The sequence below is a fragment of the Caulobacter sp. AVps18 genome, assembly GCF_058681425.1.
This window is the reverse complement of record NZ_CM178737.1, coordinates 3,293,550-3,319,369: the sequence shown is the minus strand read 5'-3', so window position 1 is coordinate 3,319,369 and position 25,820 is coordinate 3,293,550. Positions and strand designations below refer to the sequence as shown.

24 protein-coding genes are annotated in these 25,820 nt (G+C 66.1%); 17 read left to right on the top strand and 7 right to left on the bottom strand.

All coding sequences use genetic code 11. The annotated features are described in order from the left end of the window. Positions 1-357: 357 nt before the first annotated feature. The 4 genes from ACW179_RS15135 to ACW179_RS15120 all read left to right on the top strand — a co-directional run bounded on the left by ACW179_RS15135 (position 358) and on the right by ACW179_RS15120 (position 5,506). Positions 358-576 carry a hypothetical protein gene (locus tag ACW179_RS15135; protein ID WP_492060299.1) on the top strand — a complete coding sequence of 73 codons (219 nt, stop codon included), beginning with the start codon at positions 358-360 and terminating at the stop codon, positions 574-576. Beyond that, a complete protein-coding gene (locus ACW179_RS15130) occupies positions 500-3,181 on the top strand; it encodes an Rne/Rng family ribonuclease (RefSeq protein ID WP_492060298.1) in 2,682 nt (893 codons plus the stop codon). Before ACW179_RS15135 ends, ACW179_RS15130 begins: the two co-directional genes overlap by 77 nt. Before the next feature lie 142 nt (positions 3,182-3,323). Further along, a complete protein-coding gene (locus tag ACW179_RS15125; protein ID WP_492060297.1) occupies positions 3,324-4,742 on the top strand; it encodes a M48 family metalloprotease in 1,419 nt (472 codons plus the stop codon). A 23-nt stretch (positions 4,743-4,765) separates the two neighbouring features. Beyond that, complete coding sequence (locus ACW179_RS15120; protein WP_492060296.1) at positions 4,766-5,506, top strand: DsbA family protein; 741 nt, start codon at positions 4,766-4,768, stop codon at positions 5,504-5,506. Here ACW179_RS15120 and ACW179_RS15115 read toward each other — a convergent pair. After that, on the bottom strand, positions 5,503-6,309 hold the full coding sequence (locus ACW179_RS15115; protein ID WP_492060295.1) for a thiazole synthase: 807 nt from the start codon (positions 6,307-6,309) through the stop codon (positions 5,503-5,505). The two genes, ACW179_RS15120 and ACW179_RS15115, sit on opposite strands and share 4 nt — an antisense overlap. A 45-nt stretch (positions 6,310-6,354) precedes the next feature. Then, positions 6,355-6,555 (bottom strand): sulfur carrier protein ThiS, encoded by a 201-nt coding sequence (gene thiS / locus ACW179_RS15110; protein ID WP_492060294.1) that lies wholly within the window; start codon positions 6,553-6,555, stop codon positions 6,355-6,357. A 78-nt stretch (positions 6,556-6,633) separates the two neighbouring features. On the opposite strand from thiS, the gene ACW179_RS15105 reads away from it, so the two are divergent. From ACW179_RS15105 to aat, 4 genes are read left to right on the top strand one after another with little or no spacing between them, the layout of a single operon-like run. Then, positions 6,634-7,077 carry a type II 3-dehydroquinate dehydratase gene (locus ACW179_RS15105; RefSeq protein ID WP_492060293.1) on the top strand — a complete coding sequence of 148 codons (444 nt, stop codon included), beginning with the start codon at positions 6,634-6,636 and terminating at the stop codon, positions 7,075-7,077. A 57-nt stretch (positions 7,078-7,134) separates the two neighbouring features. Then, entirely contained in the window at positions 7,135-7,653 is a 519-nt protein-coding gene (gene accB, locus ACW179_RS15100) for an acetyl-CoA carboxylase biotin carboxyl carrier protein (protein ID WP_492060292.1), read from the top strand. Positions 7,654-7,658: 5 nt separating this feature from the next. After that, the gene (accC, locus tag ACW179_RS15095; RefSeq protein ID WP_492060291.1) at positions 7,659-9,002 is read left to right on the top strand and encodes an acetyl-CoA carboxylase biotin carboxylase subunit; all 1,344 of its coding nucleotides are present in this window, start codon (positions 7,659-7,661) and stop codon (positions 9,000-9,002) included. Positions 9,003-9,018: 16 nt separating this feature from the next. After that, positions 9,019-9,669: a leucyl/phenylalanyl-tRNA--protein transferase gene (gene aat, locus ACW179_RS15090; protein WP_492060290.1), complete on the top strand. Its 651-nt coding sequence runs from the start codon at positions 9,019-9,021 to the stop codon at positions 9,667-9,669. Here aat and ACW179_RS15085 read toward each other — a convergent pair. Both ACW179_RS15085 and ACW179_RS15080 read right to left on the bottom strand, forming a co-directional pair. Next, the gene (locus tag ACW179_RS15085) at positions 9,606-10,031 is read right to left on the bottom strand and encodes a DUF2155 domain-containing protein (protein WP_492060289.1); all 426 of its coding nucleotides are present in this window, start codon (positions 10,029-10,031) and stop codon (positions 9,606-9,608) included. The two genes, aat and ACW179_RS15085, sit on opposite strands and share 64 nt — an antisense overlap. Positions 10,032-10,225: 194 nt before the next feature. Continuing rightward, positions 10,226-10,621 carry an NADH:ubiquinone oxidoreductase subunit NDUFA12 gene (locus ACW179_RS15080; RefSeq protein WP_492060288.1) on the bottom strand — a complete coding sequence of 132 codons (396 nt, stop codon included), beginning with the start codon at positions 10,619-10,621 and terminating at the stop codon, positions 10,226-10,228. 219 nt (positions 10,622-10,840) lie between these two features. Here ACW179_RS15080 and ACW179_RS15075 point away from each other — a divergent pair, with 219 nt between their 5' ends. From ACW179_RS15075 to ACW179_RS15065, 3 genes are all read left to right on the top strand, one after another. Continuing rightward, a complete protein-coding gene (locus ACW179_RS15075) occupies positions 10,841-13,549 on the top strand; it encodes a TSCPD domain-containing protein (RefSeq protein ID WP_492060287.1) in 2,709 nt (902 codons plus the stop codon). Positions 13,550-13,618: 69 nt separating this feature from the next. Next, positions 13,619-14,122, top strand: a complete 504-nt coding sequence (locus ACW179_RS15070) for a pentapeptide repeat-containing protein (protein ID WP_492060286.1) — start codon at positions 13,619-13,621, stop codon at positions 14,120-14,122. A gap of 94 nt (positions 14,123-14,216) precedes the next feature. Continuing rightward, entirely contained in the window at positions 14,217-15,131 is a 915-nt protein-coding gene (locus ACW179_RS15065) for a pentapeptide repeat-containing protein (RefSeq protein WP_492060285.1), read from the top strand. Positions 15,132-15,210: 79 nt separating this feature from the next. On the opposite strand, the gene aspS is transcribed toward ACW179_RS15065, so the two are convergent. Then, positions 15,211-17,052 (bottom strand): aspartate--tRNA ligase, encoded by a 1,842-nt coding sequence (aspS, locus tag ACW179_RS15060; protein ID WP_492060284.1) that lies wholly within the window; start codon positions 17,050-17,052, stop codon positions 15,211-15,213. An 836-nt stretch (positions 17,053-17,888) separates the two neighbouring features. Continuing rightward, positions 17,889-18,650, bottom strand: a complete 762-nt coding sequence (tpiA, locus tag ACW179_RS15055; protein ID WP_492060283.1) for a triose-phosphate isomerase — start codon at positions 18,648-18,650, stop codon at positions 17,889-17,891. A 151-nt stretch (positions 18,651-18,801) separates the two neighbouring features. Here tpiA and ACW179_RS15050 point away from each other — a divergent pair, with 151 nt between their 5' ends. Both ACW179_RS15050 and trpE read left to right on the top strand, forming a co-directional pair. Continuing rightward, positions 18,802-20,754 (top strand): peptidylprolyl isomerase, encoded by a 1,953-nt coding sequence (locus ACW179_RS15050; RefSeq protein ID WP_492060282.1) that lies wholly within the window; start codon positions 18,802-18,804, stop codon positions 20,752-20,754. Further along, entirely contained in the window at positions 20,751-22,289 is a 1,539-nt protein-coding gene (trpE, locus tag ACW179_RS15045; RefSeq protein WP_492060281.1) for an anthranilate synthase component I, read from the top strand. Before ACW179_RS15050 ends, trpE begins: the two co-directional genes overlap by 4 nt. A 5-nt stretch (positions 22,290-22,294) precedes the next feature. Here the strand turns inward: trpE and ACW179_RS15040 are convergent, their stop codons facing one another. Then, positions 22,295-22,501: a hypothetical protein gene (locus tag ACW179_RS15040; RefSeq protein WP_492064327.1), complete on the bottom strand. Its 207-nt coding sequence runs from the start codon at positions 22,499-22,501 to the stop codon at positions 22,295-22,297. 209 nt (positions 22,502-22,710) lie between these two features. On the opposite strand from ACW179_RS15040, the gene ACW179_RS15035 reads away from it, so the two are divergent. The 4 genes from ACW179_RS15035 (at position 22,711) to ACW179_RS15020 (ending at position 25,809) form a co-directional block, all read left to right on the top strand. Further along, on the top strand, positions 22,711-23,307 hold the full coding sequence (locus ACW179_RS15035) for an anthranilate synthase component II (protein ID WP_492060280.1): 597 nt from the start codon (positions 22,711-22,713) through the stop codon (positions 23,305-23,307). A gap of 9 nt (positions 23,308-23,316) precedes the next feature. After that, positions 23,317-24,345 (top strand): anthranilate phosphoribosyltransferase, encoded by a 1,029-nt coding sequence (gene trpD / locus ACW179_RS15030; protein WP_492060279.1) that lies wholly within the window; start codon positions 23,317-23,319, stop codon positions 24,343-24,345. Then, positions 24,342-25,130 (top strand): indole-3-glycerol phosphate synthase TrpC, encoded by a 789-nt coding sequence (gene trpC / locus ACW179_RS15025; RefSeq protein ID WP_492060278.1) that lies wholly within the window; start codon positions 24,342-24,344, stop codon positions 25,128-25,130. The genes trpD and trpC overlap by 4 nt, the downstream gene beginning before the upstream one ends. Before the next feature lie 109 nt (positions 25,131-25,239). Next, the gene (locus tag ACW179_RS15020; RefSeq protein WP_492060277.1) at positions 25,240-25,809 is read left to right on the top strand and encodes a lysophospholipid acyltransferase family protein; all 570 of its coding nucleotides are present in this window, start codon (positions 25,240-25,242) and stop codon (positions 25,807-25,809) included. The last annotated feature ends 11 nt before the right edge of the window (positions 25,810-25,820 follow it).

Below are 25,820 nucleotides of genomic sequence, written 5' to 3'. Positions count from 1 at the left end.
TGCGCGGTAGCAAAAGGGTTAAACAGGAGCCTGTTGTCGAGCGCTTTCCTTTTGCTGCGCTATGTTGCTAGTATTCAAATTGTGTGGGTGCCGTGATCGTCATGGCCGCTCGCGCGGGCGGCTCGCGTCGTTAGAAGCCTTCGCTTCTTTCGCCTCGTGCGTCGCAGACTAGATAGTGATCAAGGGTCGAACCCTCGTTCGCAGGCCAGACGCCTGCCGCGAGAACGGCCTGAGGGGCCCGCGTCGGGCTCCACGCCTTCCCGGCGACGACGCGCCATCCGATCCGCGCCACCCCGGCGCGACCCGGTCAAACATCCAGTCCGCGCCCCACAGTGCGGTAGAGAAAACAGAAACCTCATGGGCTGCGCCGCACCCGTCCGCCATTGGCATCCGACCTCTCGCAACCGCACTGGCGGAGCGACGGGCGGTGACGCGCGCGCCTGTCTTTCATATCGGCGACCGGGCTCAAGTCCCGCAGTGCGCCGTGGAGATTCCCTTTATGTCGAAGAAGATGCTGATCGACGCAGCACACGCCGAAGAGACGCGTGTGGTCGTCGTGGACGGAACCCGGGTTGAAGAATTCGATTTCGAAAGCCAGACCCGCAAACAACTTCGCGGAAACATCTATCTCGCAAAGGTGACCCGCGTTGAGCCCAGCCTGCAGGCTGCGTTCATCGAATATGGCGGTAATCGCCACGGATTCCTCGCCTTCAACGAGATCCATCCCGACTACTATCAGATCCCGGTCGCTGACCGTGAAGCGCTGATGCGTGACGATTCGCACGACGACGAAGATGACCATCCGGTCGGTCGTCGCGGCGAAGACGACGACGACGGCGATCATGTCGATGACGAGGATGACGCCGTCGAAGAAGAACTGGCGCGCCGCAAGCGTCGCCTGATGCGCAAATACAAGATCCAGGAAGTGATCCGCCGCCGGCAGATCATGCTGGTTCAGGTCGTCAAGGAAGAGCGCGGCAACAAGGGCGCGGCCCTGACGACCTACCTGTCTCTGGCCGGCCGCTATGGCGTGCTGATGCCCAATACGGCACGCGGGGGTGGCATCAGCCGCAAGATCACCACGGTGACCGACCGCAAGCGCCTCAAGAGCGTCGTTCAGAGCCTGGATGTGCCGCAAGGCATGGGTCTGATCGTCCGCACGGCCGGCGCCAAGCGGACCAAGGCCGAGATCAAGCGCGACTACGACTATCTGCTGCGCCTGTGGGAGAACATCCGCGAGACGACCCTTCACTCGGTCGCCCCCGCGCTGATCTACGAGGAAGAAGACCTCGTTAAACGCGCGATCCGAGACATGTACGACAAGGACCTCGAAGGCATCTGGGTCGAGGGCGAGGCCGGCTATCGCGAGGCGCGCGACTTCATGCGCATGCTGATGCCCAGCCAGTCGAAGAAGGTCTTCCACTACCAGGATCCGGCGCCGCTGTTCGTCAAGCACCGCATTGAGGACCATCTGGCGCAAATCTATTCGCCGGTCGTGCCGCTGCGTTCGGGCGGCTATCTGGTCATCAACCAGACCGAAGCCCTGGTCGCGATCGACGTCAACTCGGGCAAGGCGACGCGCGAACGCAACATTGAAGCCACCGCGCTGAAAACCAACACCGAGGCCGCCGAGGAAGCTGCACGTCAGCTTCGCCTGCGCGACCTGGCCGGACTGATCGTCATCGACTTCATCGACATGGATGAGGCCAAGAACAATCGCGCCGTCGAGAAGGTCTTGAAAGACGCTCTCAGGGACGATCGCGCCCGCATCCAGATGGGCAAGATCAGCGGCTTTGGCCTGATGGAAATCAGCCGGCAGCGCCGCCGCACCGGCGTGCTGGAAGGCACGACCCACATCTGCGAGCACTGCGAAGGCACCGGTCGGGTTCGCTCGGTCGAGTCCAGCGCCCTGGCCGCCCTGCGCGCCGTCGAGATCGAGGCCCTGAAAGGCAGCGGCGCGATCACTCTGAAGGTCTCGCGCCCGGTCGGCATCTATATCCTGAACGAAAAGCGCGCCTATCTGCTGCGCCTGCAGCAGACCCATGGCCTGTTTGTGACGGTGCTGGTCGACGATACGCTGCACGCCGCCGACAGCGAGATTGAGCGCACCGAACTGGGCGAACGCATCGCCTTCACGCCGACTCCGCTTTCCGAGCCCGACCTTGCCGACGACGACATCTTCGACGACGAGGATGAAGACGAGGACGAGGAGATCATCGACGAAGAGGCTATCGAGCGCGAAGACAGCGACGATGATGACGCTTCGGCACGCGCTGCGCCGCGGACCAAGCCGCGCGTCGAAGCTTCGGAAGACGACAGCGACCGTAATCGCAAGCGCAAGCGCCGTCGGCGCGGACGTCGCGACGATGCCCCCGTCGATGCCGGGGCCGAACCTGAGGCCGAAGATGACGCCGAAGGCGATCTCGACGGTGACGCTGATCGCGGCGACTTCGCCATCGAGGGCGAAGACGAAGAAGCCCGTCGTCGCCGCCGCCGTCGCGGTCGCCGTGGCGGACGTCGTGGTGGTCGCGAGGACGGTGACCGTCCGGCGGATGCCTTCGTCTGGACCCGTCCGCGCGTCCCGTTCGGCGACAGCGCCTTTGCCTGGCATGATCCGGCAGAGCTTGACGCGCGTGGCGGCGAGTCGCGTCGTCCGGCGGCGGACCGCGCGCCTGATCGCGTGCGTCCCGAACGAGCCGAACGCCGTCCCGAGCGCGAGCCCCGCCCCGTCGCTGCTGAAGCCGTAGTGGTTGAGGTCGAGGCTCCGATGATCGCACCCGCCGTGATCGAGGGTCCTCCTACCGACATGTGGGTCGAATTGCCCGCTCCGTCGGAAGACGCGCCGAAGAAGGCCCGTCGCCCCCGCTCGCGTGGTCGCAAGGCAGATGCAGCTGAAGCGGTTGCGGAGGCCGTCGCCGAGACCCCGGTTGAAGTGATCGCCGACGTCGAGGGGCCCGTCGCCGAACCTGCGGTCGAAGCGCCCGTGGCGGTAGAGCCGATGGCTGCGGTTGCGCCTGAACCCGAGGGGGCGGTGATTGCGGCCGAACCTGTTGTGGAAGCCACGCCCGAACCCGCTGCCGAGCCCGCTCAGGACCCTGAGCCGGTCGCCGCCCAGCCTGATCCGGCCGAGATCTCCGAACCGCCGGCCAAGCCGCGTCGCGGCTGGTGGCGTCGGGGCTGACGAAAGATCATAGACGGTCGGGCCTGTCCCGACCGTCCATGATGACTATATGGCCATCAGGGCGGCAGCGTATGGTTCACACCCCGCGAAGATCCGCGTTAGAGTGGCCTTCTATCGCGGGGGCGCGACTAGGAGATAGTGCATGACCTCCCGCACGCAGTGGGCTGACAAGAGGTTCCGCGCCCTTTGCTCTGTTGCGTTGATCGCGGCAATCAGCGTTTCCAGCCCGGCTCCTGCGGTCGCTCAGGACGGGCCGTCGCTGATTCGCGATACGGAGATCGAGGAAATCCTGCATCGCGATTCCGACCCCCTCTTTGAGGCGGCGGGTCTGGATTCGAAAACTGTCCGCATCCTGCTGGTGGGCGACAAGTCGCTGAATGCCTTTGCGACCCAGGGCCTGCAGATGGGCCTCAATACCGGCCTGATCCTGCAGACCGAGACACCCAACCAGCTGAAGGGCGTTATCGCCCACGAAACCGGCCACCTGGCCGGCGGCCACCCCATACGCTCGGCCGAGATGATGCGCGCGGGCCTCAAGCCGATGATCCTGACCATGGGCCTCGGTGTCCTGGCGGCCCTGGCAGGCGCGCCCGACGCAGGCGCTGTTCTGCTGGGCAACGCCTCCTATTTCGGGACCCTGGGCGCCCTGGGCTACAGCCGCGATCAGGAGTCGCGCGCCGACCAGGCGGCTGCAGGCTTCCTGGAAGCCACAGGTCAGTCGGGACGGGGCCTCGTCGAGTTCTTCGACAATTTTCGCTATCAGGAAGTGTTCGATCAGGCGCGCCGCTTCGCCTATTTCCGTAGCCACCCGCTGTCCTCGGAACGGATTGAAACCCTGCGCAGCAGGGTCCAGCGGCTGTCTCACTATGACGCCGTCGACAGCCCCGAGGATCTGGCCGAGCACCAGATCATGCGCGCCAAGCTTGAGGGCTTCCTCAATCCGCAAACCGCGTTGATGAAGTACAAGGAAACCGACCGCAGTTTCCCCGCCCGTTACGCTCGCGCCATCGCCTACTACCAGATGAAGGAGCCCGACCGGGCCCTGAAGCTGATAGACGAGCTCATCAGCGAGAACGCCGACAATCCCTATCTGTGGGAGCTGAAGGGCCAGGTTCTGTTCGAATTCAACCGCGTCGAACTGGCAGAGGCGCCCCAACGCCGTTCGGTAGCGCTCAAGCCCGATGCACCGTTGCTGAGGATCAATCTGGGCCAGACCCTGATTGGTCTCAAGGATCCCAAGAAGGTCGAGGAAGGCGTTCAGGAATTGAAGCGGGCTCTTCTGAACGACAACGACAACGCCGTCACCTGGCGCCTTCTGGCCCAGGCCTACGATACCCAAGGCAAGGACGGCGACGCCCGCCTGGCTACCGCCGAGCAGTATTTCTCGATGGGCGCACCTCAGGAGGCCCGGGTCTTCGCCATGCGCGCGCGCGAACTTTTGACCAAGGACACGCCAGAGTGGCGGCGCGCCACCGACATCGTGCTGGCCTCGCGCCCCAGCAACCAGGACCTGAAGGATCTGGCCAAGGAAGGCGCGACCCAGTCCGTCTTCCGTCGCTGACCCCCATTTTTTCGAGATACAGCATGTCCCTCCTCCGCACTCTCGGCGTCGCCGCCGCTTCGCTCAGCCTGTCTTCAGCGCTTCTGGTCGGTTGCGCGCCGGCCAAGCCTGACAAGGCGTTCGGCGAGAAGGTGCGCGCCTATCTGCTGGAGAACCCGGAGGTGCTGCTGGAAGTCAGCAGCAAGCTGGAGCAAAAGCAGGCCGCCAAGGCGGCAGAGCACGGACGCGCGGCGCTGGCGCAGTTCCGACAGGCCATTGAACGCGATCCGCGCGACTTCGTGGCCAATCCAGACGGCGCGATCACCGTCACAGAGTTTTTCGACTACCGCTGCGGCTACTGCAAGCAGGCAACGCCCGAGATCGTCAAGCTGATCGCCGAGAACCCCGACGTCCGTTTCGTGTTCAAGGATTTCGTGATTTTTGGCCACGATTCTGAAGCCGCTGCTCGCCTGTTCCTGGGCGCTCGCGATCAGGGCAAGTCGATCGCGCTTCACAAGGCGATGATGGCCGAGAAGAGCCTGGACGAAGCCAGCGCGCTTCGCATCGCCGCCGATCTGGGACTGGATGTCGCAAAGGCCCGCGCCGTTGGAGCTTCAGCCACAACAACCCAGCATCTGGCCGATACCCGGGGCCTGGCCCAGTCGCTAGCTATAGAGGGCACGCCGGCCTTCATCGTCGGCGACCAGATCATCCCCGGAGCCGATATGAACGCCCTGAACCTGGCGATCGCTCAGGTCCGGCTCGCTCAGGCCAAGAAGGGCTAGATAAGGCCCGCCAGCGGCGAACTGGGATCGGCATACATCCGCTTGGGCATGCGACCCGCCAGATAGGCCTCGCGGCCAGCGATGACGGCATGTTTCATCGCCCGCGCCATTCGGATCGGATCCTTGGCCTCGGCTATGGCCGTGTTCATCAGGATGGCGTCGCAGCCCAGCTCCATGCCGATAGCAGCGTCCGATGCTGTACCGACCCCGGCGTCGACCAGTACGGGCACGCCGGCGTTCTCGATGATGATTCGCAGGTTGACGCGGTTCTGAATGCCCAGGCCCGAGCCGATCGGTGCACCGAGCGGCATGATCGCCACTGCACCGGCATCTTCCAGTTTGCGGCAATAAACCGGGTCATCCGAGCAATAGACCATCACCTGAAAGCCCTCGGCGACCAGCAGCTTCAGCGAGCGGAGGGTCTCTTCCATGTCAGGATAGAGGGTCTTGGGGTCGGACAGGACCTCCAGCTTCACAAGGTCCCAGCCGCCCGCCTCGCGCGCCAGGCGCAAGGTGCGCACGGCGTCCTCGCCCGTGAAACAGCCCGCCGTATTGGGCAGATAGGTGAACTCTGTGGGTTTGACATAGTCGACCAGCAGCGGCTGGCTGGGGTCGGTCAGATTCACGCGACGCACGGCTACGGTCACGATCTCGGCCCCAGCCGCGCGAGCCGCTGCGGCGTTGGTCGCATAATCCTTGTACTTCCCGGTGCCCACGATCAGGCGCGAGCGGAATGTGCGGCCGGCAACGGTCCAGGTGTCTTCGGCGGCGGTGACGGATTCGGGGGAGACGGGCGCGTTCATAAGGTTGGTTTACGCCTGCAAACGCGCCTGTTCAAACCTCGCGACCTAGCCGCCGCCAATAAAGGTGACGATCTCGATGCGATCACCTTCCGCGAGGGCGGTCGCTGCATAAATGGACCGGGGCACGATCTCAAGATTGTGCTCCACGGCGACCTTGCGGGCGTCGAGACCCAGGGATGCGACCAGATCGGCGACATTGGAAACGCCCGCCAGGTCGCGCTCTTCCCCATTCAGCAAAAGCCTCATGTCTCCTCCTAAGCGAGCCCTGCTTGTGACCCGAGGGAACCGGCTATACAAGACCTTCGGAATCGACGGCGGAGCCGAATGGTAAAACCGATCCATGTGCTGAGCGGCCCCAATCTCAACCTGTTGGGAACGCGGGAGCCCGAGATCTACGGCAAGGACACGCTCGACGATGTCCGGGCGCGCTGCGAAGCGCGCGCGGAGTCGCGCGGCCTCTCCGTGGTCTTTCGTCAAACCAACCATGAGGGCGTTTTGATCGACTGGGTGCAGGAGGCGCGTGAGTCTGCCTCTGCGCTGATCATCAACCCGGCCGGCTATGGCCACACCTCGATCGCCTTGCTGGACGCGCTCAAGACCTTGAGCATTCCGGTGATCGAGTGCCACCTGTCCAACCCGGCGGCGCGGGAAGATTTCCGCCGCCACACCTACGTTTCGCTGGCCGCCACGGGGATCGTCTCCGGTTTCGGTGCAGCGAGTTATGAACTGGCGATCGATGCCGCTATCGGCCTGATCGGCGTGAAATAGGTCCCGGCCCGGATCCGCTCCAAAGATCCGGCGCCCAAGAGAACAAGGTACGCTTCCATGTCCAATTCCAAGGCTCCCGCCGATCCGGTCGAAACTCCGTCGATCGACGCCCGCCTGGTTCGCAAGCTTGCGGACATTCTGAAGGACACCGGCCTGACCGAGATCGAGGTCGAGCACGCTGGTCTGAAAATCCGCGTCGCCCGCGAGCTGACAGTAGCCGCAGCACCGACGACCTATGTTCAGGCCCCGCAAGCCTACGCAGCCCAGCCGGCCGCCGCCGTTGCGGCGCCTACTGCCGACGCCCCTGCTGCTGCGCCCGCCGCGCCGGCCGCCCGCGCCGCCGGTGACATCGTCAAGTCCCCGATGGTGGGCACGGTCTATATGTCGCCCCAGCCCGGTGCCGACGCCTTCGTGCAGGTGGGCGATACTGTTGCCGCCGGCCAGACCCTGCTGATCGTCGAAGCCATGAAGACGATGAACCCGATTTCGGCCCCCAAGGCCGGCAAGGTCGTCGAGATTCTCGTCGGTGATTCCCAGCCCGTCGAGTTCGGCGAGCCTCTCGTCGTTATCGAGTAGAGATCATGTTCGACAAGATCCTGATCGCGAACCGGGGCGAGATCGCGCTCCGGGTTCACCGCGCCTGCAAGGAAATGGGCATCGCCACGGTGGCTGTCCATTCCGAGGCCGACGCCAATTCCATGTGGGTGCGCCTGGCGGATGAAAGCGTCTGCATAGGCCCGGCGCCTGCGGCCAAGAGCTACCTGAATATTCCGTCGATTATCGCGGCCTGCGAGATCACGGGTGCCCAGGCGGTTCACCCCGGCTATGGCTTTCTTTCGGAAAACGCGCGCTTCGCCGAGATCGTGAATGCCCACGGCTTCACCTTTATCGGTCCCAAGCCCGAACATATCCGGATGATGGGCGACAAGATCACGGCCAAACAGGCTGTCAAGGATGCTGGCATTCCCGTGGTGCCCGGCTCCGACGGAGGCATTGCGACCGAGGAAGAGGCCTTCGCAGCCGCCGACCAAATCGGCTTCCCAGTGCTGATCAAGGCGGCATCGGGCGGCGGCGGTCGCGGCATGAAGGTGGCCCAGACACGCGAAGACCTGGCAGAGGCCGTATCTACAGCGCGTTCTGAAGCCCGTGCCGCGTTCGGCGACGACACGGTCTATATGGAGCGCTACCTTCAAAAGCCACGTCACATCGAGATCCAGGTCATCGCTGACAGCCACGGCAACGTGGCGCATCTGGGCGAACGCGACTGCTCCCTGCAGCGTCGCCACCAGAAGGTGCTGGAAGAGGCGCCCTCACCCGCGCTCGGTGCCGCCGATCGCGCCAAGATCGGCAAGATCGTCGTCGATGCGGTAAAGGCCATTGGCTATCTGGGCGTCGGTACGATCGAGTTCCTTTGGGAGAACGGCGAGTTCTTCTTCATCGAGATGAACACCCGCCTGCAGGTCGAACACCCGGTTACCGAAGCCATCACCGGCATCGACCTGGTGCGCGAGCAAATCCGCATTGCCGCTGGTCTGCCGCTGTCGTTCACCCAGGCCGACGTGGTGTTCGAAGGCCACGCCATCGAATGCCGGATCAACGCCGAAAATGCGCGGACCTTCACGCCCTCGCCTGGCACGATCACCGACTTCCACGCCCCGGGCGGTCTGGGCGTTCGCCTGGATTCGGCGATCTACACCGGCTATGCGATCCCGCCCTATTACGACAGCCTGATCGGCAAGCTGATCGTGCATGGTCGCGACCGCCAGGAGTGCATCGCGCGCCTCAAGCGCTGCCTGGGCGAGATGGTGGTTGGCGGTATTGAGACCACGATCCCGCTGTTCCAGGACCTTCTGGTTCAGCCTGATATCCTGGCCGGCGACTACGACATCCACTGGCTCGAGCGCTGGATCAAGGCGCAGGGCTGATCGGCGGAGGGCGCGAATGGACGCCTTCACGGTCGAGGATCTGATCTCCTGCTATCAGCGGGGGGTCTTTCCGATGGCCGACGCCCGGGAAGACGAGAGTATTTTCCTGATCGATCCCGAGCGACGGGGGGTGCTGCCACTGGACGGCTTTCACCTCCCTCGCCGGTTGGCCCGCACAGTGCGTGCCGACATCTTCGAGGTCAGAATCGATACGGCTTTCGACGCCGTGGTCGAGGCATGCGCGGCTTCGCGCCCGGGCCGCATCGAAACCTGGATCAACACGCCCATTCAGAGGATGTACGGCGAGCTATTCGCACGCGGCCTGGCCCATTGCGTAGAATGCTGGTGTGACGGTGAGATGGTCGGGGGGCTCTATGGCGTCTCGTTAGGTGCCGCTTTCTTTGGGGAAAGCATGTTCTCGACTAGGCGCGACGCCAGCAAGGTTGCGCTGGTGCATCTCGTGGCGCGGCTCAGGGCGGGTGGTTTCGAGCTTCTCGACACCCAGTTCATCACCGACCACCTGATGCAGTTCGGAACCCGGGAAATAGCGCGCGCCGACTATCGGCGGCGGCTGGCTCGGGCTTGGCCACGCCATGCCGACTTCTATCGGCTGGCGACCGGGGCGACCGGCGAGGATGCCTTGCAAGCGATCAGCCAGGCATCATAGACCGGATGCTGCAACGGGTTCAAACCCGGTGAGTTGGCGTACATCCAACCCTTGTAGATCTGACGTCCTGGCGGCGCGACACGGCCGGCGATCGCCTTGGGCTGAGTGTCGACCACCAGATAGGCGGCAGACTCCGGCGTAATCTCATCCGGCGCGGAGGTTTCGCAAGCCCGCACGGTGAAGATCAGGGTCTTGTAGCGAATTGGCTGGCCGATCGGGACCTCGAAACGCATGGTTTCGGTAGTCACCTTATCAAGCGCCTGGATAATGGCGACCGACGACCGGGCCCGCTTCGCTGGCTCCGCAGGCTTGTCGGGCACGGTCACAGCCTTGGCCGGCGCCGCCGGCTTGTCGACCGGCACAGCTTGAGGGGTCGTAACCGCAGGAGCCGCGACAGCCGGACGCGCCGGCTGAGCCTCCGGCGACGCAGCGACGGGCGCCGCGGGGACTTGTGGTGCGCCAAGTGTATTGGACTGCCGAGCGATAGCGGCCCCGCCCGCAGCGAGGGCTGCGATCAGCGCCGCTGCGCATGGGATCGCCGCCCTGCGCATCAGACCTATTCCGGCTTCCAGGGCTGGTAATCACTTGTCGCCACGGCGCGCTTGCCGCCACGGGTCAGAGAGCCCTTGGGCCGCCAGGCGTGAACAGTGCCGGTCAGGTTGGGAATATGGTCCTTTTCCCAGCCGCGACGCAGAAGGGGGGCCGTGGTCGGCGGTTCGTCGAGCGTATAGTGCAGCCAGCCGCTCCACTCGGCGGGCACCTTGGAGGCTTCTGCATAACCGTCATAGATCACCCAGCGCCGCTTGTGAGCGTCATAGCTGTCGCTGGCGTCGCGAGCCTCAAAATAGCGGTTGCCGAAGTCGTCTTGGCCGACGAACACGCCGCGACGGCCAATGTGGAAGCGCTGACCCAAGGTCGCGCCGTTCCACCACGTGAAGATCGCTTTCAGCACTCTGCGACACCCGAATTTGCTAGGACTTCCATGGATCGCGACCAGCGCGACGAAGCGGCGAGACTATAGGGCCGCACGGGGTAAGCGTCCAGCGCGTGTGCCACCGATGAAACTTCAACATCTTGTGGACGAGCGGGCGCCGCCCCCCAACATCTATTGAAGGGTGATGGCGCACGATCTAACCTTAGGCCTTCGTGGCGCTCAGAAGCGGAATCGCCCATGCGCATCCAATCTCGATATGTCGGCCCGGCCTCCAGACTGGAACGTCGCGCACTTGAACGCACCGATGTCGTGGTGGACGTCCTGGCTCCCGCCGACTGGACGGACGCCCGCGTCGAAAGCTGGCTCGACTGGGCCAGCGGCGACCTCGATATCGAAGCGCCGTTGGGCGGCGGACCCGCCCGCTATGCAGAACGGTTGGCCACTTTGGGCCTTGACGACGGCGTGTTCGCCGACGGCAGCGACGCTCGGGCATTCAAGGACGCCCTGCTCACCACCCTGCTTGCCGGCGTCGCCTGTCCAGCCGGCCCTGCGGCCGCCCTCGATCAACTGCCCGACCTCGCCGAGATCGAGTTTCAGGCAGAGGTCGACAACCGTCTAGCCCGCCGCCGCACTCAGGCTCTGGCCCGCAACGCGGCCGCAATTCTGGATGCCGCGCTGGCCCAGGTCGGCGACGCTGTCGCCCGCTGTCATGGCGACGCCAGGGCTTGCGCCGATCCGCGAAAGAACAGCGCCCTGGCCCGGGCGGCTCGTCGGGCCCGTGACCTTGGCGCGAATGACCGGATGATCTTCGACGCCATCGCCCTGGCCGGTACGCCGCGCCCGGCATTGATGGACGAAGAGACCTGTGCCGATCCGACAATGGTCGCCTCAGCTTCACGCCAGGTCGTCGCGGCCGGAGACGACAGCGCCAGTTTCGCTGCGCAGATCGGTTGGGAGACGAGCGCCCTGACCCTGGCCTTCTCGCCGGAAGACGCCGAAGCCCTCGCACAAGGCAGCGCCGTGCGCGCCGTTATCGACGCCTCGGCCTTTCAGTCGGGGCAGACCTTCGACCTGCAGGGCTTCACCTATGTGGTCCATCTGTGGGCGACGGCCCTGGAGATCGAGCGGGGTGACCGCCCGGCGGCGCTGGCCCTGGCCGGCGTCGGCGACTGGCTGCTGGCCCAGGGGCTTTCCCCGGCCAGCCCCGAGGGCCGGGACGGCGCTGCGGCCCTGTGGGCTCTGACGGCCGGCGCCGCCCTATCCGCCAGCGCCGAGGCCGCAGCTTCGCTGGGGGCCGATCCCGCCTTCATTCAGGATCGTCAGTCCGTCCTTCGTGGCATGGCCGAGCGCCGGGTTCGCGCCGCCGCCCTGAAGTCGCCCCTGGCCACCGAGGCGGCGACCGCCCTGGCCATGGCCCACGGCCTGGCCCGCAAGCACGGACTGCGCTCGCCCCGCCTGGTCGCCGCCTTCGAGGACGCCGAAGCCGCTTTGCGTCTGAGCGGGCGCCCCCTGGGCCACGCTGGTGTCGAGACGCCGGTTTCCATCGTCCAGACCGCCGATGGCCTGCTTGTGCCATCGTTCAGCGTGGCCGCTTTCGAATGTTTGGGCAACGCGCAGGCCGATATCGACGCGGCCCGGCGTCATGCCCTGGGGCATGGCTCGCTGGCCGAAGCGCCGGCTATCGACCACCTGACCCTGCAGGCCCGAGGCTTTACGGCCTATGAGATCGAGCGGGTCGAGGACGTGCTGCGAACCGCGCCCGATCTGCGAGCGGCCTTCGCACCGTCCGTTGTCGGGGCGGGCTTTCTGGGCGACGTCCTGGGCGCATCGGCCAGCGCTCTGGCCAAGGCAGATTTCGACACCCTGACCTTTGCCGGATTCTCGCCGGACGAGGTCCTTGCGGCGCAACGCCATGCCATGGGCGCTGGAACCTTGGCCGACTGCGACGCCCTGGAGCCAGCCATCCGGGCGGTGTTTCTGGCCATAGAGGCGCCGACCCTCGCCGACCGGCTGGCCATGATTGCCGCCGTCGAGGTTTTTACCTGCCAGGCCGCGCCGGTCGTTCTGCCCCTGCCCTTCGACGCCAGGCCGTTGGACGCCGTACGACTGCAGGCCGCAACAGCGCGGGCCGGGGTTCGCGCCCTCACGCTGCGTCGTGCGCCGCCCCCGGCTGATTTCCAGCTGGACCTCCCGGAACCGCCTGTTGAGGCGCCGCGTCTGCGGACGCCCGAGCCCATCGTCACAGAGCGCGTGGTCGAGAAGGTGATTGAGCGCGACCGGTCGCGCCGCAAGCTGCCCGACAGGCGCAAGGGCTACATCCAGAAGGCCGCCGTCGGTGGCCACAAGGTCTATCTGCATACCGGCGAGTATGATGATGGCGAGGTCGGCGAGATCTTCATCGACATGCACAAGGAAGGTGCCGCCTTCCGCAGCCTGATGAACAATTTCGCCATCGCCGTATCCCTGGGCCTGCAGCACGGCGTGCCGCTGGACGAGTTTGTCGACGCCTTCGTCTTCACGCGGTTCGAGCCGGCCGGGCCGGTCACGGGAAACGACTCGATCAAGTCGGCGACCTCGATCCTCGACTACATCTTCCGCGAACTGGGCGTTTCGTATCTGGGCCGCGACGACCTGGCCAATGCAGACCCGCAGGAGTTCAACGCCGACGGCCTGGGGCACGGCAAGGCCGATGCGGAAGCCGAGCCAGAGCCCCTGCCCGCCAGCAAGTTCATCTCCAAGGGCTTTTCGCGCGGCGCGGCCCCCGACAATCTGGTGTTCCTGCCGTTTGGTGGACGCAAGAGCGAGGAGGATCCTCGCAACACCGCCGACCATGCCGATGTCTGCCCGGCCTGTGGCGACAGCGCCCTGACCCAGCGCGGTGCAATCACGGTCTGTGATCGTTGCGGCGTGCAGGCCGACCGGGCGGGCCCCGGCGTCGCCACCTGAGCGTTTGCCTCACCTTAAGCTTGCGAGCCTAGGCTGTTGACGCCGAACATCTCCAGGAAGCGCTCCGCCATGTCCCCGATCGCCCGTCTCGCAACCCTGGCCTTGAGCGCTGCCGTCGTCGCAAGCGCCGCGCCGGCCCTCGCCCAGAACGCCGGCCAGATCGCCAAGGTCCGGGCCGGTGCCCATTGTCCAGGCTGTAATCTCTTCCAGGCCGATCTCGCCAACCTGACCTTGCCCGGCAAGAACCTGGCCAAGGCCCGTCTTCGTCAGGCCGACCTGTCAACCGTCGTGATGAACCGGACGCGCTTCGCCGGCGGCGACCTGCGCGACGTCAATGCCTATGGCGGCGTCTTTGGCGGGGCCAGCTTCGCCGGCGCCGACCTGACCAATGCCAGCTTCGTCGGAGCCTTTCTCGAAGGAGCCAGCTTTGCCGGGGCCAACCTGTCGGGCGTCAATCTGTCCGGGGCGGAAATGGACCGCGCTCAGGGGCTGACCCAGGCCCAGTTGAACCGCGCTTGTGGCGACGCCTCGACCCGCCTGCCACGGGGTCTGAGCGTTCCCGCCTGCCGTTAAGCTCCTGTCATTACCGCGATTTAAGTGGCGCTGATGCTGTCGCGGGGCCAAATCGTGACTCATGCAGTCACGTCTTGGCTGATCGGAGAGTTCGATGTCCCGTATGGGCGTTTCCTTAGCGGTTTTGACGCTGGTTCTGACGGCCGTGGCCGGCCAGGCCCAGGCTCGCGCCGAGGACAAGGACGTGGCCCGCCTCGTCTCGTTCGGCGGTGCCTGCGCCAATTGCGCGCTGTCGGGCCGCAAGCTGACCGGTGCCAAATTCACGGGCGCAGACTTCAGCCGTGCCACTCTGATCGGGTCTGACCTGCGCGGCGCGGTGTTCTACGGCTCCAACTTCGCCAATGCCGACCTTACCCGTGCCGATCTGCGCGGCGCCGAAATGCGCGGTGCCAATTTCGCCAATGCCAACTTCACCGATGCGCGGATGTCGGGCGTCGAGAGCAGCGGTGCCAATTTCCAGAACGCCATCCTGCTGCGGGTCGACCTTTCGTCCTCCGAGCTGCACGGGGCCCATATGGTCGGGGCGAACATGAGCCGGGCCAATCTCTCGAACGCTGAGTTGACCGGGTCCAACCTGGCATCAGTCAATGCCCGTGACGTCGATTTCCGCAACGCCGAACTGAACGCCGCTAACCTGACCGGCGCCCGCTTTGATATGGCCGACTTCCGCAACGCCGAGTTCAACGGAGCCCATCTACGCGGGGCGGTGTTTCATGGTGCCGACATGCGCAATGCTGATCTGGGCGGTGCCATGCTGGGCGGAGCCGACCTGTCGGGCGCAAAGGGCCTAAACCAGGAGCAGCTGGACGAAGCCTGCGGCGACAACTCCACCCGCCTGCCCCGCGGACTGACCATCAAGCCCTGCCACGGCGGGCGGCGCGACATCCGGGTGGTGGTCGACTTCGGCCGCGCCCAGGCCGAGGCCGCCAAGGCCCAGGCGCAAACCGCCAAGGCTGCAGCCGCCGCCAACCCCAAGCCCCCCAAACCCCCGGCTCCGCCGCGTTATTGAGGGCGGCCGGTCCTGAAAATCAAAAGGCCCCGGGTGTGAAACCGGGGCCTTTTTCGTGGTCGCTCTACACCTTGATCGCCTACACCTTGATGGGGGGTGCCGAGCGGATGTGCAGTTCCTTGTACTGGCGGTCCTGAGCCTCGGCCGGGGCGTTCATCAGGAGGTCCTGGCCCTGCTGGTTCAGCGGGAAGGCAATGACTTCACGGATGGCGACCTGCTCGGCCAGCAGCATGACGATCCGGTCGATGCCGGGGGCCAGACCGCCGTGCGGCGGGGCCCCGAACCGGAAGGCGTTGAGCATGCCGCCGAACTGTTCCTCGACCACTTCGGCACCATAGCCGGCGGTCTCGAAGGCTTTCAGCATGATCTCGGGCTTGTGGTTCCGGATCGCGCCCGAGCACAGCTCATAGCCGTTGCAGACGATGTCGTACTGATAGGCGCGGATGGTCAGCGGGTCCTGGGTCTCCAGGGCCTCCAGACCGCCCTGCGGCATCGAGAACGGGTTGTGCGAGAAGTCGACGCGCTTTTCGTCCTCGTTCCATTCGAACATCGGGAAGTCGACGATCCAGCAGAACTTGAACTGGTTCTCGTCGACCAGCTTCAGCTCGGTGCCGACGCGGGTGCGGGCCAGACCTGCGAACTTGGCGAAGGTCGCCGGCAGACCCGCCACGAAGAACGCGGCGTCGCCCTGGCCCAGGCCCAACGACTTCATCAGGAACTCCGTGGGCTCCTGGCCGAGATTCTTGGCGATCGGGCCGCCCCACGCACCTTGGTCTTCTGACCAGAAAATATAGCCAAGGCCGGGTTGGCCTTCGCCTTGGGCCCAAGAGTTCATGCGGTCGCAGAAGGCGCGGCTTCCGCCGGTCGGAGCCGGGATCGCCCAGACAGCGTTCTTTTCGTCCGCGCCCAGGATCTTGGCGAACAGGCCAAACCCGCCGGTCCGGAAGTGATCCGAGACATCCTGCATCTTGATCGGGTTACGGGTGTCGGGCTTGTCGCTGCCGTACCAGGCCATCGACTGGGCATAGGTCAGGCGCTCAAAGCCCTGGTGCTCCAGCGTGGCGCCGAAATCGTTGGTGAAGGTGTGGGTGCCCGTGATCGGCGACACCGGCTTGCCGCCCGAGAACTCCTCGAACACGCCGTGCATCACCGGCTCGATGGCCGCGAACACGTCTTCCTGGGTGACGAAGCTCATCTCGACGTCGAGCTGGTAGAATTCCAGCGACCGGTCGGCGCGCAGGTCTTCGTCGCGGAAACACGGGGCGATCTGGAAATAGCGGTCAAAGCCCGAGACCATCAGCAACTGCTTGAACTGCTGGGGAGCCTGCGGCAGCGCATAGAACTTGCCGGGATGCAGGCGCGAGGGCACCAGGAAGTCGCGCGCGCCTTCCGGCGACGAGGCGGTCAGGATCGGGGTTTGATATTCGAGGAAGCCCTGCTCGACCATGCGGTGACGGATCGAGTGGATCACCTTGCTGCGCAGCACGATGTTCTTGTGCAGGGTCTCGCGACGCAAATCCAGATAGCGGTGCTTGAGGCGGATTTCTTCGGGATAGTCGGGCTCGCCGAACACCGGCAGCGGCAGCTCGGCGGCTTCCGACAGCACTTCGACGGCGGTGACGTGGATCTCGACCGCGCCGGTCGGCAGGTTGGGGTTCACGGCGGCGGCGTCACGGGCCAGCACCTTGCCGTCGACCTTGATCACGCTCTCGGCACGCAACCGCTCGACCACGGCGAAGCCGGGGGTTTCGGGGTGCAGCACCAGCTGGGTCAGGCCGTAGTGGTCGCGCAGGTCGATGAAGACCAGCCCGCCATGGTCGCGCTTGCGGTGAATCCAGCCCGAAACGCGGACGTTCGCGCCGGTGTCGGTGGCCCGCAGGGCGCCGCAGGTGTGGGTGCGGTAGGCGTGCATCGTCGTCATGGCAGGATCTTTGGAAAGCTTGAAAAAGCGAGGAATTGCAAGGCGCGGAAAGGCGCATGGGGGGGCGGTTCTGTCAAGGATTCTGAGCCTGGGGCTCCCTTTCTCCTCCGATGGCGAAAGGGAGAAGACACGGGCTCTCTGCATCACGCGGCGGATGCCGCTGAAGGGGTTGGGGAGGCGCGAAGCGGCCGGGGCGAACCCGGGGACCGTGATGTGTATTGTGTGCGTTTCGGCTCGTCTCTTCCGCTTCGCAGAAGCTGTTCTGACCGTGAGGATGGCGAGCTCGCGAGCGCTGTTTCAGCTCTGGCCCCCAATTGTCCCCCGGACGGGCGCGCCCAACCCCTGCGGTGTATCCGTGAGGGGTCCGACGGGTCGCGATAGACGGCTTTACGATCACCGCCCTGTCGTTCCGCGCTGTCTCGAAAGCAAGACCTCCGGTGGCCCCGGATCAATCCAACGAACAGGCCACTATCAGTCTTGCCCGCGTGACCGCGCGGCCCCGCTCAGCTCCATCCCCATCGCCGCTTCGGGCCGGTACCAAGCGCCCTCCCCCTGCGACGGGGACAGCGACGATTATGGGGGTGGTTTTGAGCGCGTCTGATGGGCCCGCTCGTTCTTTTTACAGAGCGTTGAAGTTGTTGGTGTTCGCGGGCGATGCGCCGGGGATGGAGGGCGCTGTATCCCCATAAATCCTCCCCCTGAAGGGGGAGGCGGCCCGAAGGGCCGGAGGGGGAAGACCGCACCGAGTCAGCAGCCACTACCCCCTCCGTCTCCCCCGCCTTCGCGGGGGCGACACCTCTCCCTTCAGGGGGAGGATCTGTTTCCGTCCCGCCCGATCACGCCGCCGCGATGATCGCCAGGAAGTCTTCCGCCTTCAACGAAGCGCCGCCGACCAGCGCTCCGCCGACTTCAGGCGTGCGCAGGATTTCGGCGGCATTGTCGGGCTTTACCGAACCGCCATAGAGGATGGGAACCGTCGCGCCATGCTGGCCAAAGGCGGTGACCAGCTGGGCGCGGATCGCGGCGTGCATTTCAGCGATATCATCGACCGTCGCCGTGCGGCCGGTTCCGATGGCCCAGATCGGCTCGTAGGCCACGGCAAACGCCACGCCGCCCAGGCTGGCGGGCAGCGAGTCGCGGACCTGGCCGGTGACGATTTCCAGGGCCGATCCGGCTTCGCGTTGCGCCAGGCTCTCGCCGACGCAGACGATGGGCTCGAGGCCCTCGGCCAGAGCCGTCTCGACCTTGTCCGAGACCAGGGCGCTGGTTTCCCCGTGATCGTCGCGCCGTTCGGAGTGGCCCAGGATCACCAGGGCCGCGCCGGCGTCGGCCAGCATCGCGGCGGAAACATCGCCGGTATGGGCGCCGCTGGTCTTGACGTGGCAATCCTGTCCGCCCGTCAGCACGGTTGTGCCCTCCAGGGCCTCGTAAAGACGGTGCAATAAGGTGGCCGGCGGGCAGATCGCCACACGAGCGGCCGGCGGGTGGGATTCGAGGCCTGCGGCAACGGCACGGCCCTGATCCAAGGCCTGCGAAAGGCCGTTCATCTTCCAGTTTCCGGCGATCAGCGGCCGGGGCGTCGGGCTCAAAAGGGTCATGAATGGGTTTTGAGCCCGTCGTCCCTTGGGAAGTCAAGACCGGCGTGGCTTGCCCCCCTACCTTCCGCTCTACTATACCCGCTGCTCGCGCGCGTCGCGTCGCCGAAGGGCCGCGCCCGCCCGCGACAAGTCAGGAAGGTTTTTCGCTATCATGCTCGCCGGTTTCCGCACCTTCGCCAAATCGCCCTTCGCGGTCGTCCTGTTCGCCCTGCTGATCATCAGCTTTGCAGTGTTCGGGATCAGCGACGTGTTCAAGGGGCCATCAAGCTCCAGCGTTATCTCAGCCGGTTCGCGCAGCGTGTCGCCGCAGGACTTCAAGGTCCGTTTCGACACCTATCGCAAGGAAACCGAGCGCCGCTCGGGCGAGATCATCACGGCCGACCAGGCGGTTGAGCGCGGCATTGATCGCCAGATCCTTGAAGAGGTCGCCCTTCAGGAGTCGATCGCCGAAATGATCCACCGGGCCGGCGTGCGCCCGTCCGACAAGTTGATCGGCGATGTGGTGCGCCAGCAGATGAGCGGCCTGCACCCCAACCAGCGCCCCTTCGACCCGATCACCGGCAAGTTCGATCCCAAGATGTATGCGGCCCTGCTGGCCCAGAACGACCTGACGCCCGAGACCTATGAGAAGTCGCTGCGCGACGACATCGCCCAGACCCAGTTCTTCACCGGCGTTGCCAATGGCCTGCACGCGCCGCGCATCTATTCGGCCCTGCAAGCCGCCTATGGCCTGGAAAGCCGCGACCTGGCCGCCTTTGCGGTCAATCCGGCCTCGATCCAGCGCCCCGCCGATCCGACCGACGCCCAACTGACCGCATTCATGAAGCAGAACGCCGAGCGCCTGACCCGCCCCGAAACCCGGGTGCTGTCGATCATGCGGGTCAGCGCCCAGGCGCTGGAGCCGTCCGTCTCGGTCGATCCGGCCCAGGTCCAGAAGACCTTCGACTTCCGCAAGGACACGCTGGGCTCGGCCGAGACCCGCTCGCTGGTCCAGATCGTCGCCCCCGACGCCAAGGCCGCCGCCGTGATCGCCCAGCGCCTGGGCAAGGGCGAGCAGCCCGCTGTCGTGGCCAGCGCCTATGGCACCAAGCCGGTGATCATCAGCGACAAGCCCCGCTCAGCCCTGCCCGACCGCAAGATGGCCGACGCCGCGTTCGCCCTTGCCGCCGGCCAGGTCAGCGGGCCGATCGCCGGCGATCTGGGTGTCTCGGTCGTCAAGCTGACCAAGATCACGCCCGGCTCGTCCGCCACGCTGGAGAGCATGCGTCCGGCCATCGAGGCCGAACTTCGATCCCAGAACGCCCAGGCCAAGGCCTATGAGCAGACCCAGGCCTATCAGGACGCCCACGACGCCGGCACCGATCTGGTCGCCGCCGCCGGCAAGGCCGGCGCCATGGTGATGACCACGGCCCCGATCACCGCCCAGGGCACCGATGAAACCGGCCAGCCGATCCCGGGCCTGACGCCCGACATCCTGAAGACCGCCTTCGCCCTGTCGGCGGGCGGCGAGAGCGAACTGGTCGAGATCGGCAAGGGCGAATACTACGCCGTAAAGGCCGAGAAGGTCATTGCGCCCGCCCTGCCGCCCCTGGCCGAGATCCGGCCGCAACTGGCCCAGGTGTGGCTGCAGAACGAGATGACCGAGCGTCTGCGCGCCAAGGCCCTGGCCCTGGCCGCTGAAGTCAAGAAGGGCAAGTCGCTGGAAAGCGTCGCCGCCGCCTCGGGCTCCAGGGTGCAGCGCGTTCCCGGCATCAGCCGCCAGAACGCCCAGGAGCATCAGGCCCTGGGCCGCGAACTGCTGGTCGCCACCTTCAGCGCCAAGCCCGGCGAGGTCTTCACCGCCCGCGCCGGTCAGGGCGCCTATGTGGTGGCCCAGCTGGAAAAGGTCACGCCCGGCAAGACCGCCGACATGGCCCGCATTGTCCAGGCGCTGCAGCAGCAGACCGATGCCAGCATGATGCGCGACCTGGGCGAAGCCGCCCGCACGGCCGCCCGCACGCAGCTGAAGACCACCGTCAACCTGACCCTGGCGCGCCAGGCCATCGGGGTCGACACCGACGCCCTTGCGAAGGCTGAGGCGGCCAAGAGCGGCAAGAGCAAATGAGCCTGGAACCCGCCTTCGACGCCTTTGCCCAGACCTATGACGCCGGACGGCCCCAGGTTGTCTGGACGCGGCTGATTGATGATCTGGAGACGCCGGTCTCGGCCTATCTGAAGATCGGACAGGGCAAGCCCTATGCCTTTCTGTTCGAAAGCGTCGAGGGCGGCGCCTGGCGCGGCCGCTATTCCATCGTGGCGATGAAGCCGGACTTTGTCTGGCGCTGTCGCGGCGACCAGGCCGAGGTCGCCGAGGGTGACGCCATCGCCAGGGGGGACTTCACGCCCCAGGCCGGCGGCGCGCTGGATAGTCTGCGCGACCTGATCGCCGCCTCACGGATCGATCTGCCGGCCGGACTGCCGCCCATGGCCGCCGGCGTGTTCGGCGCGCTGGGCTACGACATGGTGCGACTGGCCGAGCGCCTGCCCGACATCAACGAAGACACCCTGGGCGGTCTGCCCGATGGGATCATGACCCGGCCGTCGATCGTGGCCGTGTTTGATGCCATCGCCCAGGAGATCATCCTGGTCACCACCGTGCGGCCTCTGGCTGGCGTCTCGGCCCAGGACGCGCATCATGCAGCCCGGGCGCGCATCGAGACGGTCATGGCCGACCTGCGCCGCCCCCTGGCCCATGAGGCCCCGCGTCGTGGCCACGCGCCCATCGAATTCACCACGCCCGTCAGCCGCGAGGACTATGCGGTCGTGGTCGAGAAGGCCAAGGACTACATCCGGGCCGGCGACATCTTCCAGGTGGTGCCCAGCCACCGCTTCCGCGCGCCGTTCGACCTGGATCCGTTCGCGCTCTACCGCTCGCTGCGCCGGACCAACCCCTCGCCGTTCCTGTTTTTCCTGAACCTGGACGGCTGTCACCTGGTGGGCTCAAGTCCCGAGATTCTGGTGCGACTGCGCGACGGCAAGATCACCATCCGCCCGATCGCCGGAACCCGCCCGCGCGGTGCCACGCCGGAAGAGGATCTGGCCCTGGAAGACGAACTGCTGGCCGATCCCAAGGAACGCGCCGAGCACCTGATGCTGCTGGACCTGGGCCGCAACGATGTGGGCCGCGTCTCGATGCTGAAGGAGCCGGGCCGCAATGAACCGGCCAAGCCGCACAAGGGCCCGCGCGTCAGGGTGACCGAGAGCTTCAAGGTCGAGCGCTACAGCCATGTCATGCACATCGTCTCCAACGTCGAGGGCGTCGCGCCCGAAGGCGTGGATCCCGTCGACGTGCTGATGGCCGCCCTGCCCGCCGGCACGCTTTCGGGCGCGCCCAAGGTGCGGGCCATGGAGATCATCGACGAACTCGAGATCGAAAAGCGCGGCCTCGGCTATGCCGGGGCGGTCGGCTACATCGGTGCCGACGGCTCGGTCGATACCTGCATCGTGCTGCGCACGGCCCTGCTGAAGGACGGCATGATGTACGTGCAGGCCGGCGGCGGGGTGGTGGCCGACAGCGACGCCGACGCCGAATATGACGAGACCCTGCACAAGTCCCGCGCCCTCAAGCGCGCGGCCGAGGAAGCCTGGCGCTTCGCCTAGGCCTGCTAATACCCTAGGCGGTCGTTCGGCAGATGCTGGGTGACCGCCGGCGGGGCCAGCACCATCACCGTGGCGAAGCTGACAGCGCACAGCGCAGCAAAGGCCGCCGCCGCCAGGACGGGTCCCATCTTCTGGCGCCGGTCGCGCGGTCGCAGCAGGGCGCGCGCATAGGCCAAGGCGATCGGATCAAGGGCGGAATCGGTCAGGGCCATCAACCGCAGCATCCGCTCATCGGCCGTTCCTGGCGAGGTCATAGATGTCGCACCCTGTTCATCCCGAGACCTATGCCAGAGCCTTGCGCCCAGTCCAAGGCATGGCGCGACCGGCGGTTGGGCTCTGAAACCGTGCGCGATCAGGCGGCAAAACCGCTTACACTTTTGCCTCACGCGCTCTAGAAGCTGAACCCGCGAAAGGCGGCGTCATGATCCTGGTCATCGATAACTACGACAGCTTCACCTACAACCTCGTTCACTATCTGAACGAGCTAGGGGCCGAGACGGTCGTGCACCGCAATGACGACCTGACGGTTCAGGAAGCGCTGGGCCTGCGTCCGGCGGCGATCCTGCTGTCGCCCGGCCCCAAGGCCCCGGACCAGGCGGGTATCTGCCTGCCCCTGCTGCGCGGCGCGCCCGACGACATGCCGATCCTGGGTGTTTGCCTGGGTCATCAGGCCATCGGCCAGGCCTATGGCGGCGAGGTGATCCGCGCCAAGGCCGTGATGCACGGCAAGACCTGCCCGATCCACCACGCCGACAAGGGTCTCTTCAAGGGCCTGCCCAACCCCTTCACCGCCACGCGCTATCACAGCCTGGCCGTCCGTCGCGAAGACCTGCCCGCCGAGCTGGAGGTCACCGCCTGGACCGAAGACGGCGAGATCATGGGCGTGCAGCACCGCACCCGCCCGGTCCACGGCGTGCAGTTCCACCCCGAATCCATCGCCACCGAGGGCGGTCACCAGATGCTGGCCAACTTCCTCGACCTGGCCGGCGTCAAGCGCGACGCGGCGATCTGGGTCTAGGGGCGCGCCATGTCCGACGCCTTCAAGCCCCTGCTGGCCAAGCTGGCCGACGGTCAGACCCTGTCGGAAGACGACGCCGAGGTGTTCTTCAGCGCCTGCCTGCGCGGCGAGCCGACGCCCGCCCAGGTGGCCGCCGCCGTCACGGCCATGCGCCTGCGCGGCGAAACGGTGGGCGAGATCGCCGCCTGCGCGCGCGCCATGCGCCGCGCCGCCGTGATGCTGGAGCACCCCTACGACGTCGTCGATGTCTGCGGCACGGGCGGCGATGGCCTGCATACGCTCAATATCTCCACCGCTGTCGGCTTCGTGGCGGCAGGTGGCGGGCTGAAGGTGGCCAAGCACGGCAACCGGGCCATCACCTCGAAATCCGGCACGGCCGACGTCCTGACCGCGCTGGGGGTCAATATCGACGCCAGCCGCGCCCAGCAGCGCAAGGCCCTGGACGAGGCCGGCATCTGCTTCCTGTTCGCCCAGGCCCACCATGGGGCGATGCGGCACGTCTCGCCGATCCGTCAGCAACTGGGTTTCCGCACCATTTTCAACATCCTGGGCCCGCTGACCAATCCGGCCGGCGCCAAGCGCCAGGTGGTCGGGGTCTCGGCCCCGCGTTTTGTTGAGCCCATCGCCAAGGCCCTGGGCCTGCTGGGGGCCGAGCGCGCCTGGTCGGTGCACGGCTCGGGCCTGGATGAGCTGACCACCACGGGCGAAACCCAGGTCGCCGAATGGCGTCACGGCGCGGTGCGGCTGTTCACGATCACGCCAGAGGCTGTCGGCCTGCCGCGCGCGTCGCTGGCCGACATCACCGGCGGCGAGCCCGAGTTCAACGCCGCCGCCCTCACCCGGCTGCTGGACGGTGAAAGGGGTGCCTATCGCGACATTGTCCTGCTGAACGCTGCCGCCGCCTTCCTGGTCGCCGACGCCGTCGAGACCCTGGGTGAAGGCATCGAGGCGGCCGCCGCCTCTATCGACACCGGCAAGGCCAGGGCTGCCCTGGCCGGCCTGGTCGCCGCCACCAACACCGAGCTGGCTGAAGCATGACCGACATTCTCGCGACCATCGCCGCCTACAAGCGTGACGAGGTCGCCGACCGCAAGCGGCGCCGCACGGTGGCGCAACTGGAGTCCGCCGCAAGATCCGCCAGCAAGCCGCGCGGCTTCAGGGCGGCGCTAAGCGCCGCTCACACGCCCGGCAAGCTGGCCCTGATCGCCGAGATCAAGAAGGCCTCGCCCTCCAAGGGCCTGATCCGCGCCGACTTCGACCCGCCGGCCCTGGCCCGGAACTACGAAGCCGGCGGGGCCACCTGCCTGTCGGTGCTGACCGATGGTCCCAGCTTTCAGGGCGCTGATCCCTATCTGATCGACGCCCGCGCCGCCGTCAGCCTGCCCTGTATCCGCAAGGACTTTCTGGTTGATCCCTGGCAGGTGGCCGAGAGCCGCGCCCTGGGTGCCGACGCCATTCTGGTGATCCTGGCCATGATCGACGACACCCTGGCCGCCGAGTTGATGGCCGAGGCCGAGCGCCTGGGCATGGACGCCCTGGTCGAAGTGCATGACGAAGCCGAGATGGACCGGGCCGGAAAGCTGGGCTCCACCCTGGTGGGCATCAATAATCGCGACCTGAAGAGCTTCGTCGTCGATCTGGCCGTGACCGAGCGCCTCGCCGCGCAGGCTCCGGCCGACGCCCTGCTGGTGACCGAAAGCGGCGTTTTCGTCCTCGACGACGTGGTGCGCATGGAAGCGGCCGGTGCCAAGGCCATGCTGGTGGGCGAAAGCCTGATGCGTCAGGCCGATGTGGCCGGGGCCACCCGCGCGCTGATCGGCTGAGCCGGTTCCATAAGGGCTGGCGCTGAGCCTTCGGTCCAGCCAACCTGTCGACTCAAGACGTCCCGACGCCGCGCGCGTACAGAGACGCGCCCAGGGAGAGGACAAGCCGATGAGCCCTATCGCTCGACTGGTGAAATGGGCCTTGGCCACCTTCTTCCGGCTTCAGGGCTGGACGGTGGAGGGCCAGGCCCCTGCGTCACGCAAGTGTGTGATCATCGCGGCGCCCCACACCAGCAACTGGGACTTTGTCTATTTCATCGGCGCAACCGACGCCCTGGACCTCAATCTCAGTTTCATGGGCAAGGCCTCGCTATTCCGCTGGCCATTTGCCGGGGTGATGCGCGACCTGGGCGGCGTGCCTATCGACCGTTCGCAATCGCGCGACACCGTATCGGCCATGGCGGATGAGTTCGCGCGACGCGACGAATTCATGCTGACCATCGCGCCCGAAGGGACGCGCGGCAAGGCGCGGCAGTGGAAAACAGGCTTCTACAACATCGCCTTGAAGGCGCAGGTCCCGATGGTCTGCGGGATGATGGACTATCGGCGAAAGGTTGTGAGCCTGGGCGAAGCGATCATGCCGTCAGGCGACTATGACAAGGACATGGCGCTGCTGGCGGCAATCTACAGCAGTTGCAGCCCCAAACATCCGGAACTGGCGACCAGCCTGAAGACGTAAAGCGCCACGAT